At 48.7% G+C, this 14,435-nt stretch carries 12 protein-coding genes; 6 read left to right on the top strand and 6 right to left on the bottom strand.

The features are described 5' to 3' along the window. The 6 genes from PRUB_RS01945 to PRUB_RS01920 all read left to right on the top strand — a co-directional run bounded on the left by PRUB_RS01945 (position 1) and on the right by PRUB_RS01920 (position 7,507). A complete protein-coding gene (locus PRUB_RS01945; RefSeq protein WP_010383055.1) occupies positions 1-1,338 on the top strand; it encodes a radical SAM/SPASM domain-containing protein in 1,338 nt (445 codons plus the stop codon). A gap of 382 nt (positions 1,339-1,720) precedes the next feature. Beyond that, positions 1,721-3,034 carry a serine hydrolase domain-containing protein gene (locus PRUB_RS01940; protein WP_010383056.1) on the top strand — a complete coding sequence of 438 codons (1,314 nt, stop codon included), beginning with the start codon at positions 1,721-1,723 and terminating at the stop codon, positions 3,032-3,034. 12 nt (positions 3,035-3,046) lie between these two features. Then, on the top strand, positions 3,047-3,754 hold the full coding sequence (locus PRUB_RS01935; protein WP_010383057.1) for a response regulator transcription factor: 708 nt from the start codon (positions 3,047-3,049) through the stop codon (positions 3,752-3,754). Beyond that, positions 3,744-4,997: a sensor histidine kinase gene (locus PRUB_RS01930; protein ID WP_010383058.1), complete on the top strand. Its 1,254-nt coding sequence runs from the start codon at positions 3,744-3,746 to the stop codon at positions 4,995-4,997. Before PRUB_RS01935 ends, PRUB_RS01930 begins: the two co-directional genes overlap by 11 nt. Before the next feature lie 182 nt (positions 4,998-5,179). Further along, entirely contained in the window at positions 5,180-6,562 is a 1,383-nt protein-coding gene (locus PRUB_RS01925; RefSeq protein WP_010383059.1) for a hypothetical protein, read from the top strand. A gap of 9 nt (positions 6,563-6,571) precedes the next feature. Further along, a complete protein-coding gene (locus PRUB_RS01920) occupies positions 6,572-7,507 on the top strand; it encodes a hypothetical protein (protein ID WP_010383061.1) in 936 nt (311 codons plus the stop codon). An 88-nt stretch (positions 7,508-7,595) separates the two neighbouring features. Here PRUB_RS01920 and PRUB_RS01915 read toward each other — a convergent pair whose 3' ends face one another. The 6 genes from PRUB_RS01915 to PRUB_RS01890 form a co-directional block, all read right to left on the bottom strand. Further along, positions 7,596-8,141, bottom strand: coding sequence for a hypothetical protein (locus PRUB_RS01915; protein WP_010383063.1), 546 nt, complete (start codon positions 8,139-8,141; stop codon positions 7,596-7,598). Positions 8,142-8,362: 221 nt separating this feature from the next. Further along, positions 8,363-10,669 (bottom strand): DNA topoisomerase IV subunit A, encoded by a 2,307-nt coding sequence (gene parC, locus PRUB_RS01910; protein ID WP_010383064.1) that lies wholly within the window; start codon positions 10,667-10,669, stop codon positions 8,363-8,365. Positions 10,670-10,749: 80 nt separating this feature from the next. After that, on the bottom strand, positions 10,750-12,639 hold the full coding sequence (parE, locus tag PRUB_RS01905; RefSeq protein ID WP_010383065.1) for a DNA topoisomerase IV subunit B: 1,890 nt from the start codon (positions 12,637-12,639) through the stop codon (positions 10,750-10,752). Beyond that, positions 12,636-13,232 carry a YqiA/YcfP family alpha/beta fold hydrolase gene (locus PRUB_RS01900; protein WP_010383066.1) on the bottom strand — a complete coding sequence of 199 codons (597 nt, stop codon included), beginning with the start codon at positions 13,230-13,232 and terminating at the stop codon, positions 12,636-12,638. Before PRUB_RS01900 ends, parE begins: the two co-directional genes overlap by 4 nt. Further along, positions 13,217-13,990 carry a metallophosphoesterase gene (locus PRUB_RS01895; RefSeq protein WP_010383067.1) on the bottom strand — a complete coding sequence of 258 codons (774 nt, stop codon included), beginning with the start codon at positions 13,988-13,990 and terminating at the stop codon, positions 13,217-13,219. The genes PRUB_RS01900 and PRUB_RS01895 overlap by 16 nt, the downstream gene beginning before the upstream one ends. Further along, positions 13,977-14,417 carry a DUF1249 domain-containing protein gene (locus PRUB_RS01890; RefSeq protein WP_010383068.1) on the bottom strand — a complete coding sequence of 147 codons (441 nt, stop codon included), beginning with the start codon at positions 14,415-14,417 and terminating at the stop codon, positions 13,977-13,979. The genes PRUB_RS01895 and PRUB_RS01890 overlap by 14 nt, the downstream gene beginning before the upstream one ends. Between the last annotated feature and the right edge of the window lie 18 nt (positions 14,418-14,435).

Raw genomic sequence — 14,435 nt, 5'->3', positions numbered from 1 at the left:
ATGACTGATTTAACGCACAGATCTGATATCCGAATCAATGCGGCATACAGACAAACTTATGCGGTTTGGGAAATTACATTGAAATGTAACCTGGCTTGTAACCATTGCGGTTCCAGGGCGGGCAATGCCCGAGTCGATGAGTTATCCACCAGTGAAGCACTGGATTTAGTCGCGCAGATGGCTGAACTGGGCATTAAAGAAGTCACCCTAATCGGCGGCGAAGCATTTATGCGTCCCGACTGGTTGGAGATCGCAGCAGAGATCACCAAAAAAGGCATGAAAGCGACCATGACAACGGGCGGCTACGGGATTTCTCTCGGCACAGCTAAACGGATGAAGGAAGCAGGTATTGCGGCGGTCTCTTTATCCATTGACGGGATGGAGCGCAGCCACGACCTGCTCAGAGGAAAACAAGGCGCCTGGCAGAAGTGTTTTGAAACCATTGCGCACCTGCGCGAAGCAGGGATCCCGGTAGGCTGTAACTCACAGGTCAATCGCGAATCAATTGCAGAACTCCCCACTTTGTACGAAGCGCTGCTTACAGCCGGAATATCAGCCTGGCAATTGGCCCTGACGGTGCCCATGGGCAACGCTGTTGAAAATGCCCATATTTTACTCCAGCCATATGAATTACTCGATGTCTTCCCGCTGCTGGCATACCTGTCAAAACGCGGCAACCGTGAAGGGATGCGGGTACACATGGGGAATAATATTGGCTACTTTGGGCCCTACGAAAGGTTACTCAGAGAGCCCATTGCATCCGACCCCAAATGGGCGTTCTCACGGGGTTGCAGTGCAGGTCAAAACGCCATCGGCATAGAAGCTGACGGCAGTATCAAAGGCTGTCCCTCATTACCGAGCGAGGCCTATACCGGCGGCAACATTCGCGAACGTACATTACAAGATATCTATCAAAATAGCCCTGAGCTACGCATCAATGACGTCACCACCCCTGAAGATGCCACCCGGCATTTGTGGGGCGAATGCGCGAACTGCGAATTTGCAGCAGTTTGCCGTGCTGGCTGTCACTGGACTGCACATGTGTTTTTTGGCAAGCGAGGCAATAACCCCTATTGTCATCACAGAGCACTTAAAAAAGCGGCATTAAATCAAAGAGAAAGGTTTTATATTCAACAAGCAGCGCCGGGCAAATCGTTTGACCATGGTGTTTTTGCGATACACGACGAGCTCTGTGTGATGAATGCAGACTCTGACGAATTCCAAATTGATAAGATGGCGATCCCTGCGCGCTGGCAGGACGAGGGGCTGGACCTGGTAACCCTGATCCGTGAAGAAAAGGTTAGTGCCATCAATAACTACCGTGCATTGCTTGGATAAGCCCCGCTCACGACAAGACGTATCGTCTGAGTACAGGGCTAACACTGGCTCAGGTTAGGTTTTCTATTGTCTCCAGAACTCCTTGTTTGCCTAGACCAAAGCAGGGAGTAAATGCCACCCACCAGCAAATAAGCCGCTTGCTTTTACTGAGCGTCACTTTGATCCTGAAGGTATCTTGGATCTTGCGTGTCTGCTTGGGTAAGCACTGTATTGCTCATCAAAATGTCAGTATCAAAAAGCACGGATTTCCCAGTCATCACGCGCGTCGCAAAGTTATCCTGACGATTTTCTCGCGTGGCGTTAGCCGTTTTACATTGAGTTTACCTGGGTTGATTTAACCTGTGACTCAACAGCTAACAACCACCCAATTTAAGGAAACACCATGCGTACAGCAACTATCAAACCAAACAAAGCCACACTGACAACACTGATCTCTGCGGCACTCTTTGGCCTGGCATCACATACAATGGCGGCGTCTGACACCACAGTTACCAATACTACAACACCAATCGCAGCGCACACGGCCTCACACACGCTCGATACACACATAGAGCAATTACTCGCTGAGCACCACTTACCGGGATTAGTGTTGATGGTGAAGCACCAAAACAAACTGGTACATTACAACGCGTACGGCAAAGTCAACGTCAAGAAAGCCAAGCCAATGACAAAAGATGCGCTGTTCCGTATTTTTTCAATGAGTAAACCCATCACGTCAGTGGCTTTGTTACAGCTGGTCGACAGCGGCCAAATCGCTTTAACAGATGATATTCGCAAATTTTTACCTGAATTGGATGTGCTCGAAGTCGATGGACAACCACATACGGTCACCATCCATCACTTACTCTCACATACCGCAGGATTTGGTTATGGCGGTGGGCTAAAAAGCTGGATTGATATTCGCTATTTATTAGCGAACCCACTGAGCCGCGGCAATACCCTGGACGAGATGATTGACGACCTGTCTGGCATAGACCTCAAATTTACGCCGGGGGAGCGCTTTGAGTATTCGATTGCCAGTGACATTCAGGGTGCCATTATCGAAAAAGTATCGGGCCTGCCTTTAGATACCTATCTGACGCGCCACCTTTTTGAGCCGTTAAACATGCAAGACACCCATTTCGCAGTGCCAAAGGGCAGCGAACACCGGCTGGTTGATATGTATGAGTATGACGCGACCACCTTTGAAGAAGCCTATGTATTCAACAAAGACAAAATTCTCTTTAGCGAAGAAGGCGCAGATAGCGACTATTTAAACAAACCGGTGTTACTCTCGGGTGGTGGCGGGCTGGTTTCAACAGCACAAGATTACAGTAACTTCGTTTCCATGCTTTCAAATCAGGGGAAGTTTAATGGCCAGACCCTGTTATCAAAGCACTTGGTTAACACTATGCTCAGTACTAAAACGCAGGGTCTGGATACCCACTTTATGCCCAGGGTATACAAAGGCGTGGGTTTTGGTTACGGTGTAGGAATTAAGGAAACAGCTGGCGATCTTCGTCAGAAAGGCACCTTCTTTTGGGGTGGCATGGGCGGTACCATATTTTGGAGCGACCCAAAATCTCAGCTTGAAGTGGTCGCAATGATGCAGGTAGAAGACGGCTGGGTGGCACTCGAAAAGTGGTTAATCCCCCACATTTATACCCTGATTGACGCACCTCAAATGCGTGCTCAAATCGCTAAAACCGAGTTATAAAGTGAATTAAACATGGCACACATTCTGATAGTTGAAGATGATATGGATATTGCACAAGGCATTGCTGAGTTCTTAGAGCCCAAAGGACACGAACTCGACTTTGCCTACACCGGCAAACAAGCCCTCGTCCTATTGGAGCAAAACCGTTATCAACTCATTTTGTTAGATATCAACTTACCATTTGTGAATGGTTACGATGTCTGCCGTCAGTTGTCAGACAACACACTGGGCCAGCACCTGACTAAAATCCCTGTGATCATGATGTCTTCTCGTAGCCACGAGCAAGACATCCTGCAAGGCTTTGCCAGCGGTGCCTGGGATTACCTGAAAAAACCCTTCTCATTTGCCGAGCTGACCGCACGGATCGATGTTGGGTTAATGAAATCAATGCCACCAACCACGTTATCAGATGTCATTACATTTGAAGACGTGACGCTAGATCCTGCGACATTACTGCTCACCTACCAAAACAAAAGCTTGCAACTGCATAATATCGGTTATGAGATATTAAAGTTACTCCTTGATCATGCCCCAAATGTGGTAAAAACACAGACGATCCATGCCCACTTATGGCCCGATGAAACACCAGACAGCGATCCGCTCAGGGCACATATCTACAAACTGAGAAAACAACTCAAAGCCCACTTTGATCAAGATTTTATCGAGACGATCAAAGGAGTGGGATACAAATTTACCCTGGCCAGTAACCATGTTATTTAAATCTACAAGTCAGCCCACTTTACTCTCACGTGTCAGGCAACACAGCTTATGGCTTGCATTAACGCTGTTTTTGCTTTTTTCGGGTATGACCTTGTTTATTGTCTTTGCTCTGGAAGATGCCGTTTTTAAAGATCAACTGAAGCAAGCCTATCACGCGATCCAGCAAGGTGGATCATTACCCGCTAACATGACCTTAGTCACGCAGACCGAGACCTTTACTCTGTCTGACAGCGAGCAGCTTAAATACTTTGAGTTTGACGCGCACTTTGGAGAGTTTAACCGGGGTGAGCAGCATTTTCATTTTATGAAAACCGATCTTGGAGTCCTGCTTCTCAATAGTTCAGAGTTGGGGATCATATCCCGCGCCATCGATGATATTTTGGTAATATTATTATTGATGTTGCTGCCCACATTACTGCTGACCTACTGGTTTTCTAATAAGCTCTCAGAAAAAGCGCTGCGGCCATTTAGCAAAATCCACCATGCCATTGCTGCAGAGCACTTGTACATCAATGAGGTCAAAGCCGTACTGAGCGACATTGAAGAACAAGATATTCAAGTCATTGCAAAAAAATTAGTGGATGCACTGGAACAAAAAACACAACTGTTGCAGCAGCAAATTGCATTTAACCAGGGTATGGCCCATGAGATAAGAACGCCCTTGCAAGTGATGTCACACTCGATGGAACTGATCGGTGCCTCAGCACCCGAGATAGCCTCACTAAAGTCATATCATCGTCTAGACAAGGCCATTGCGAGAATGCACCGGATCAGCAGTGCATTGCTGTGGCTTACATCGGATGCTAAGGAGCAACATACCATTCAAGTCCGCCATGTACTCGACACCGTATTATCGGAGTCTCAGGCACTGATAACCCTTCACCAAATTGATGTGCGGATCAATGAACCGGACCCACCCAAGACACTCTCACTGCCTGTTCCCGAAGTCGTTTTAGAACTGGTTATATTGAACTTATTAACCAATGTGATCCATCATTGCCAAACATCAGAGGCCGATAAATACTGGCAGATTAGCATCAGTCCATCCCAGATCCAATTCTGCAATCCCACGCTGCAAGCGCCGGATGAGACATCGGCTCATGACAACTTTGGTCTGGGACTGCAGTTAGTGATCGCATTAATGGATAAATTTAATGTGGGCTGTGAAGCCCGACAAACCAACCAGACGTTTAGCGTTTCACTGAGAGTTAAGAAACCATTGCTGCAGAGCACAGGCAAGTAAAACATCCCCCTGCATAAATTGGGTATTTAATTTCAATAAAAGTAATATAGATCAAACACCTGCCTTTAGTAATTCTGTCCCTGACATGATACTGTCATATATAATCTACTACTAATAAACAACGGTCGAATTTAACTCGACAATAATTACCCATTTATAGCTTCAAAGGAGTGCTTTAATAAATGCAAAAGAAACTATTGGCCCTTGGCTGTGGTATACCTATGCTGTATGCCTCAGCAGCATTAGCCAGCGATAGCGAAGTACCTCACTACTTCAACAAAGCTGACTTTGTTCCTCTGACCCCCACACAACTCGCATCCAATGAATTTTTGACTGCCGATGCTGTACCACAGAGTGTATCGAGCACGAACCTAAGCCGGGCAAGCTCGAGCAATGATGGCAGCTCGGCACGCAAGCGTGCCTTGATATACCTCAATGGTATGTTTACGGATGAAGAGGCACTGGGTAAAAACAAACCAGCGGTACGTAGCGCGTTTAGTCGGCACGTCCATGCCATTGATCATGTGTACAACATGAATGAAGATAAGCTTGAGCAATTCATGGAAGTATTGGCACAGAAAGAGCGGGATGAAAACCGCAACTCGTCAGCTGACTACTGGCGTGAGGCCGCCTACTTATCATTAGGTGGTTCGAACGTAGAGAACATCCAACTACTCGCCAGCATCATTGATTTCCACAATCAGCCGACAGACAAAGATCTGGAAGCCATGATTAGTAAATCCCTTTCTTATATAAACGCTAACTATAATGTGGTTTTGCTGGCTCACTCTCAGGGCAACTTTTACGCCAATGAAGTCTATGACGCGATAGCGGCCCGATATGGAGATACCTTTCTAAATCATCTGGAAATTGTATCGGTCGCAACACCCGCGGTCACCACCAAAGGGGGTGGACCTCACACGACCAACACGCGGGATCTGGTTATGAATGCAATTCGCGCAATAAAACCGGCCCATAAAGAGCCCAGGGCAGCCAATGTCAGCATTCCTGTTTATCAAGATGTTACTGGACATGGTCTGGCCGAGACTTATATCAGACGCGATGCCTTTACCCGGGGCCATTACACCTCAAAACAAAAGATCATCAATGACGTGGTCAAAGCGTTTGAAGAAATGGAAAAGCGGCCAGACAATGAAGACGATGGGGGATCAGAGCCTGCACTGACGTGTTTGCACAATGGCAAGAACTACACCGTCACGTTTCAAAGCGTGGAAGAGCACATCCCCTCTCACTCAGAAAATAGCCACTTTTCTGGCTTTGAACGTACCTTCTGGCCACCCGTTGGTACCAAGTTCAATCTAAGCTTTGCCGTCTGGGGCGCCAACCCTTCTTCTTTAGGGAACAATGTTGAATTTAATTGGAAGTTTGGCAAAGACTCACGCGTTCGCACCAAAACATTGCTGAATAACATGACTTCGTCCAGCAATCCAATTTATTACAACCGTAATAATAATGGCAGCTTCACGTTTGGTATCAGGCACACAGCGACACATCAAGCAGCTTACAGTGTTAACTGGAGCGCAACACTTAAGTGCTTGTATTAAGGAATAATTATGAAAAATTTATTGATATTTTTATTGTTTGGTGCACTGTCCAGCCCCAGCTTTGCCGTTGACGTTTCCAAAATCGAAGAGGGCCCTGTTGGTGGATTAGTGCCAATTTCACTTGGCGGCATCACTATTCCGCTTGTTCTTGTATACGAGCACAACTTACCCCCCGCTCCTCAAGATGATGGCAGCCTGGGGAGCACCGACTCTGACGACGATGGGATCCGCGATGACATCGAGCACTATATTGCCAGGCAGTACCCTTTAGACCAGGAAAAACGCGGGTATTTATACCACGTTGCCGCCTATACACGGAAAATAGTCACTGCGCCAAGCTCACCGGCAATGGACAGCATACGAGCAGGTGTAATGCTGCCACACCAGGTCATTTACTCGTATGTGGAGAGCCAAAAAGCCACTAACTGTTTAGATACTGAAGGCCGTACTCTAATCAACCGCGTTGCTGCCATGAATATGGATTCCCGCGAACGTCTCACAGCCTACCTTAAGAACGTAAATAAATTCAGAAAAGTGATCAAGAGCGCAGATGACAGCACCACGTGTGTACTCAAAAACAATGAAGCACTCAAACCTGATCACACTGGTTTCCATGCGCTCTCAATCATAGACAGACATGGCTATGTCACGGATGGCTACGGTACCACTGCCGTAAATAAAACAGGCAAGTTCGGGCTAGGTATCAATGCACCTAAGCGGTTCTCGGTTGCCAATAAAGGTGGCAGCGATGGAGCGCTACGATTAAAGGTCTGGCAAGGTGGTAGAGAGATTAAGGATCAGGTTATCCAGAAGGGCCAGAATTACTCATTTACTCTGATCCACGATATGGATTACGTCAGTAAAGAGGGGTATTTAGAGTATGAAATACATAAGGTAAGCGGGGAAACCGTTTTGTTTTCTTTAAGAATAGAGCCCAGCATCTAGTTTACTACCCTCATCAATATCCAGTTATTGTTAAATAGCTGGATATTTCACCCACAGCAGTCTGACTAAAAAGCGGGCCTGCCCGTGCTTATTCTTCTAGGCTCAGGTACTTTAAAAATCGGCAGTGCCGCCCTTCACATACATTGACAATCTCCTGCTTGCAGGACGCACTTATCCCCTGCGGCAATGCAAGACCACTGTCTCCCATTGTGTAGGCATTAAACACGCCATGTTCCCCTTGATAGGTGATGGGAAAGTACAAAGCAATTGTGCTCCCACCCAGATATTTATGCGCCCAGCCTGGCACTGAGATAACCATATCTCCATTCATGCTAAAACGCCCTGACATGGGTGCAGGGTCATCAAATACTAACTCACCACTTTCGGCAATGCTCGATGACGAAAAGTAATAGTTAACAACATTGAAGTTATACCCAGCGGCAATCAATGGATTATTAGTGTCATAAAAAGGTAGATTATAAATAGGCTTATCAGCTTCTGAGGTAGAGTATTCAAGCGCAGGAAAGCACCCCGTTAGCTCGATATCATGATCCAAAAAGTAGCTGCACCCAGCCAATAAGGTGCCTGCCATAGCCAGAGATACCCATTTTAGTGCTACGTTTAACCTCTGCATAATCGTCTTCCTTCGTCCTGTCCACAGACTATTTTTGAACATACTGCTATTTTAATCAAATACTTAAACGGAGTCTTTCGAACAAAAAATAAAACAGACTGCCACTTTGAAATACCTGGGTATGTGAAGATGGATCCTACATCGGGTGATGAGGTAAATGTCAGCGAGTATACGTATAGAGGAAGCAAGCAGGCATAATAAGCATTATGCCTGCCAATAGGTTAAGACTCGTCTGATGACTGCTCGTTGTCTTGCAGGTCTGTGGCACCCTGACCATTGAATTCAATTTCAAATCCGTCAACCCGTTGCAGGCCTCTGGGCAGCTTGTTACCACGACGACCGCGTTCACCATAGTAGTGCTCCAGGTCGCTGGGTTTGAGCGTGAGTTTGCGCTTACCAGCATGTAAGGTCACGGCGCAGCCATCAGGTATTGCTGCAAGCACTTTTACAAACTCCTCACGGGCCTGGACTTTGGCACTTGGGATCGAGATGATCTTATTCCCTTTACCTTTGGCCAGCTTGGGCAAATCACGCAATGGGAAGATCAACATCCGGCCTTCGTTAGAAATGGCCATACAACGATCGGTGGCCACATCGCCAACGGTGATCGGGGCCATCAGCTCAGCCCCTTTCGGGATACTAACCAGGGCCTTACCGTTTTTGTTTTTACTGACCAGGTCGTTAAACTCGGCAATAAAGCCATAACCCCCATCAGTGGCCATCAGGTAGAGCGACTGCTCTTCGCCCATCACCACATGTTCAAAATTAGTACCCGCTGCCAGATTAAAGCGACCTGTCATCGGCTCCCCCTGGCTACGGGCGGATGGCAGACTATGCGCATCGGTGGCAAATGCCCGGCCGGAGCTGTCGAGGAACACCGCAGGCTGATTACTGCGGCCTTTGGCCGACGCTTTATAGCTGTCCCCGGCGCGGTAATTGAGCCCTTCGGCATCAATATCGTGGCCTTTAGCAACCCGGGCCCAGCCTTTTTCAGACAGCACCACAGTGACTGATTCTGACGGGATCAGATCTTTTTCGCTCAAAGCTTTGGCTTCAAGACGTTCAACAACCGGTGAACGACGCTCATCGCCGTATAGCTCAGCGGCTTCGCGAATTTCTTTTTTCAGCAGCGTCGACATTCTGCGCTCAGAACCCAGGGTCTGCTCCAGCTTATCGCGCTCAGCGCTCAGTTCATCCTGCTCGCCGCGGATCTTCATTTCTTCAAGCTTGGCCAAGTGACGAAGCTTTAAGTCCAAAATGGCTTCAGCCTGCTTGTCCGACAACCCAAAGCGGTTCATTAGCTCTTCTTTTGGTTTGTCTTCGGTACGAATGATCTCAATCACTTCGTCGATATTCAAAAAGGCAATCATTAAACCTTCAAGAATATGCAAACGTGCCAACACCTTATCGAGGCGATGCTGCAAGCGACGACGCACCGTATCGCGACGGAACACCAACCACTCAGCCAGGATAGTACGCAAGTCTTTAACCTGAGGACGACCATCCAGGCCAATCATATTGAGGTTAACCCGGTAGTTCTTTTCCAGATCTGTGGTGGCAAACAGGTGCGCCATTAAGGGCTCAACTTTGACGCGATTTGAGCGCGGTACCACCACTATGCGGGTGGGGTTTTCATGGTCTGATTCATCGCGCAAATCGGCAACCATAGGCAGCTTCTTGGCAGTCATCTGTGCAGCAATCTGCTCCAGCACTTTGCCACCAGACACCTGATGAGGCAGCGCAGTGATCACCACTTCGCCCTGATCTTCTTCATACACCGCACGCATCTTGATAGAACCACGTCCGGTGGTGTAAATCTTCTGGATCTCAGCTTTTGGTGTGATGATCTCCGCTTCGGTCGGATAATCCGGTGCCTGAACCATCTCTAGTACTTCTTCCAAAGTGGTTTTTGGCTTATCCAGCAAAGTGCAGCAGGCTTCGGCCAGCTCGCGCACATTGTGCGGTGGAATGTCTGTGGCCATGCCCACGGCAATCCCGGTAACACCGTTGAGCAGAATGTGCGGCAACCGTGCCGGCAGCACCATAGGCTCGTTCATCGTGCCGTCAAAGTTCGGGATCCAGTCAACAGTGCCCTGACCCAGCTCTTTCAAAAGCACTTCTGAGAATTTAGACAAGCGCGCTTCGGTATAACGCATTGCCGCAAACGATTTAGGGTCGTCAGCAGCACCCCAGTTACCCTGACCGTCGATCAGCGGGTAACGATAAGAAAACGGCTGCGCCATCAACACCATGGCTTCGTAACAGGCGCTGTCACCGTGTGGGTGGTATTTACCCAACACATCACCCACAGTACGGGCAGATTTTTTATACTTAGCCGCGGCCGACAGGCCCAGCTCACTCATGGCATACACAATACGCCTTTGTACTGGCTTCAGACCGTCGCCAATATGCGGCAAGGCCCGGTCCATGATCACATACATGGAGTAATTGAGATAGGCGTCTTCTGTGAAGCGGCCCATCGCCAGTTGTTCAATCCCCTGCAAAGACAGGGTTTGCGGATCTGTCATGATACACCTTATTGTTTGTTGTACCGCACACGAGTTATCGCGTTGGCGTAATCATCCGAATTCAATTCTTAGCAGCAAGCTTAGACTTCTGCTTTATCACCATGTTGTTCCAGCCAGCTCTTTCTGTCGCCGGCACGCTTCTTCGCCAGTAGCATGTCCATCACTTCGAGCGTCTCTTCGGGCTCATCCAGGGTCAGTTGCACCAGACGGCGGGTATTTGGATCCATGGTGGTTTCGCGCAGCTGCATCGGGTTCATTTCACCCAATCCTTTAAAGCGCTGAACATTGACTTTACCGCGCTTTTTCTCTGCTTCAATGCGATCTAATATGCCGCGCTTTTCATCTTCGTCCAGCGCATAGAACACCTCTTTACCAACATCGATACGGAACAGTGGTGGCATGGCCACATACACATGACCACGACGTACCAGCTCCGGAAAGTGTTTAACGAACAAGGCACACAGCAAAGTAGCGATATGGAGTCCGTCGGAGTCAGCATCGGCCAAAATACAGACTTTGCCATAGCGCAGCGCTGACAGATCTTCGGAATCCGGATCTATGCCTAAAGCCACTGAGATGTCGTGAACTTCCTGTGAAGCCAAAATCTGCCCGGAATCAACTTCCCAGGTGTTCAGGATTTTACCCCGCAACGGCATGATGGCCTGAAACTCACGATCGCGCGCCTGTTTGGCTGAACCGCCCGCCGAGTCCCCTTCCACCAGAAACAACTCGGAGCGCTCGGTTTCTGAGCCAGAACAGTCAGTCAGTTTACCGGGTAATGCCGGGCCACTGGTGACCTTTTTACGCACCACTTTTTTAGCTGCTCGCATGCGTTTCTGCGCATTGCTGATGCACAACTCAGCCAGGGCTTCAGCGGTGTCGGTGTGCTCATTCAGCCACAGACTGAAGGCATCTTTCACAATGCCCGAGACAAACGTAGCGCAAGAGCGCGATGACAGCTTTTCTTTGGTTTGGCCGGCAAATTGCGGATCCTGCATTTTCACCGACAATACATAGCTACACTTGTCCCAGACATCGTCCGGGGTCAGTTTCACGCCGCGTGGCAACAGGTTACGGAATTCGCAAAACTCACGCATGGCTTCCAGCAGACCCTGACGCAGGCCGTTGACGTGTGTTCCGCCTTGCGCAGTTGGGATCAGATTCACATAGCTTTCGGTAATGGACTCGCCGCCCTCAGGCAACCAGTGTAATGCCCAGTCAACCCCTTCGGTTGAGCCACTAAAGCTGCCCACAAACGGGCTTTGTGGCAAGGTCTCATAGCCTTTTGCACTGTCTTTTAAGTAATCTTCCAGACCCGACTCGTAGCACCACTCCTGCGTTTCTTTGGTTTGTTTATTGATAAAACGAATACGCAGGCCAGGACACAATACCGCTTTGGCTTTCAGCAGGTAATTGAGCTTGCTGAGCGAGAAGTTAGCAGAATCAAAATAGCTGGCGTCAGGCCAAAACTGAACTGACGTACCGGTATTGCGTTTACCAACCGTGCCTGTGACTTCTAAGTCTTCGACTTTGTCGCCGTGCTCAAAGGCCATCTGATACACCTGAGCATCGCGCTTAACCGTGATCTCAACCCGGGTCGATAAGGCATTCACTACCGAGATACCTACCCCGTGCAGACCACCGGAAAATTGATAGTTTTTATTAGAGAATTTACCACCAGCGTGCAACTTGGTCAGGATCAGTTCAACACCTGGGATCCCTTCTTCAGGGTGAATATCCACGGGCATGCCGCGGCCATCGTCGATCACCTGCAGCGAGTTATCTTCATGCAGGATCACATCGATCTTGCTGGCATGACCGGCCAGGGCTTCATCGACACTGTTATCTATCACTTCCTGGCCGAGGTGATTCGGCCGTGTGGTGTCGGTATACATGCCAGGTCGGCGTTTCACCGGCTCCAGGCCATTCAACACCTCAATGGCTTCGGCATTATAATTCTGCTGACTCATAATTGGATCTGATTTTCTTCGCTTGTGTTGGTGATGTTAAGAAACCTGACTAGGGTCTCAAAGTAACGCTCAAAACCCATAAAACTATGGTCCCCGCCAAATTCAATGTGGCCAGGGCTGGCGCTGAAGTAGTTCACTGCCTGTTGATAGGGTAACACTTCATCGCCGCTTTGTTGTAGCAATAAAATATTTTCTGGTGAGTGCAGTGACTCAACGTAGAGCTGACGCAAAGTTGCAACATGTTGGTGCGTCAGCGTGTAATGCTGTTGCTGGTAAGGATTATACTGAGGACCGAGATAATCATGCAACAATTCAAATGGCCTCACCGCCGGGTTCACAACCACAGCGCGCAAACCATGCTGCTGCACCAGATAAGTTGCGTAATAGCCACCCAGGGAGCTACCAATCAGCGCGGTGTCTGGGTCTATTAATTGCTCAAGCTGCATAATGGCAATCGCCGGATCGTAGTGTAAACGCGGCGTCAGATAGCGACACGTAAACGCTTGCTGTCCAAGCCAGCGCCCTAACTGTTGCGCTTTGAAGGACTGCTCTGAGCTGTTAAAACCATGAATATAAATTAATTTTCGAGCCATTTGACCTCAGTATGCACCCCCTGTGCTGTCCAATGAATAAGGCGGTAGGCTGGGCCTGTGTTGTGCTGCTGCCAGTCACGCGTATGCTTGGCAAACTGGATCGAAGTCGCCGGCGTGGCATAGACAGGTAAAGTGCGAAACGACTGGGTATACGCGTTATGGACATGACCATGGATAAGCGCTTCAACACGTTGACTGTCGATCAGCGTATTAAGCAACTGGGGCCCGTTTTCCAACATATGCTTATCAAGATACCCATCAATCGGAACAGGATGATGATGACAAAAGGCCAAAACGGCGTGAGCACCTTCGCTTAATAACTGCTGCAACTCACTCAGATGTGCAGCCTCACACCAGCCTGCCGGCGTCGGTCCCTTGCTGTTGAGCAACACGATATCACCCTGCTCGCATTGTAAATACTTGGCAGCACTGATCTGCCCTTCACTGATCTGTGCCAGCAAAGTCAAGTCATCATGATTGCCCGGCACCCAAAACAATGGACACTCCAACGCCGATTGCGCCACCAGCTCAGCGAACAATGCATACGAGGCCGCACTGTGGTCCTGAGTTAAGTCACCGCCAAATACCACCCCATCCAGTTGCTCCTCAGCCAGTGCATTGAGCACTCTGCTGAAGTGTGTCGCCGTATTAACCTCAAAATAGCATCCTTCGGGGGTGCCAAACAGATGGCTGTCTGTAATGTGTGCCAGACGTAACTCTGCCCCATAAAACTGATGGCGTTGTTCAAACCAGGCCATTGTTCACATCCCAGTTGAGCGGTATCCGGCCACTTTCGAGACACGCCATCAACCAGTCTGCCAAAAACGCATTGAGCTGGTATTTTTCATCTTTGTGATGCATGTCCGGATTGGGATAGCGATACGATGGCTTTATGCGTTGGTGAAAATCATGGTGGATCACCTCTGCCACTTTGGCATCATGGTAAAGGCGCACAGACAACACAAAATCATCCAGGTGGGCACTGATCTGTTGTTTCTGAACCACCGCAATATCCGTGGTATAGCGGGCAATTCCATCAATGCGGATGTGATAACTTGCTGCCCCAAGATGTAACTCCCGACTATTTCCGACGGTTTCTTCAGGCAGCAGTTTCAGTGCCCGCAAATAATTGCGCTCACACAGGGTAATGTATTTAGGTAAAGACTGGATGTATTCTTTTTGCATAACCGCTGATCAAACGAC

The organism is Pseudoalteromonas rubra (assembly GCF_000238295.3).
Taxonomy (GTDB): domain Bacteria; phylum Pseudomonadota; class Gammaproteobacteria; order Enterobacterales; family Alteromonadaceae; genus Pseudoalteromonas; species Pseudoalteromonas rubra.
This window is presented reverse-complemented; position numbering and strand designations above follow the sequence as displayed.

Bases quoted from the DNA above. Each gene is read 5' to 3' on its own strand.
- PRUB_RS01945 (WP_010383055.1), top strand. From the start codon at position 1: ATGACTGATTTAACGCACAGATCTGATATCCGAATCAATGCGGCATAC.
- PRUB_RS01940 (WP_010383056.1), top strand. From the start codon at position 1,721: ATGCGTACAGCAACTATCAAACCAAACAAAGCCACACTGACAACACTG.
- PRUB_RS01935 (WP_010383057.1), top strand. From the start codon at position 3,047: ATGGCACACATTCTGATAGTTGAAGATGATATGGATATTGCACAAGGC.
- PRUB_RS01930 (WP_010383058.1), top strand. From the start codon at position 3,744: ATGTTATTTAAATCTACAAGTCAGCCCACTTTACTCTCACGTGTCAGG.
- PRUB_RS01925 (WP_010383059.1), top strand. From the start codon at position 5,180: ATGCAAAAGAAACTATTGGCCCTTGGCTGTGGTATACCTATGCTGTAT.
- PRUB_RS01920 (WP_010383061.1), top strand. From the start codon at position 6,572: ATGAAAAATTTATTGATATTTTTATTGTTTGGTGCACTGTCCAGCCCC.
- PRUB_RS01915 (WP_010383063.1), bottom strand. From the start codon at position 8,141: ATGCAGAGGTTAAACGTAGCACTAAAATGGGTATCTCTGGCTATGGCA.
- parC (WP_010383064.1), bottom strand. From the start codon at position 10,669: ATGACAGATCCGCAAACCCTGTCTTTGCAGGGGATTGAACAACTGGCG.
- parE (WP_010383065.1), bottom strand. From the start codon at position 12,639: ATGAGTCAGCAGAATTATAATGCCGAAGCCATTGAGGTGTTGAATGGC.
- PRUB_RS01900 (WP_010383066.1), bottom strand. From the start codon at position 13,232: ATGGCTCGAAAATTAATTTATATTCATGGTTTTAACAGCTCAGAGCAG.
- PRUB_RS01895 (WP_010383067.1), bottom strand. From the start codon at position 13,990: ATGGCCTGGTTTGAACAACGCCATCAGTTTTATGGGGCAGAGTTACGT.
- PRUB_RS01890 (WP_010383068.1), bottom strand. From the start codon at position 14,417: ATGCAAAAAGAATACATCCAGTCTTTACCTAAATACATTACCCTGTGT.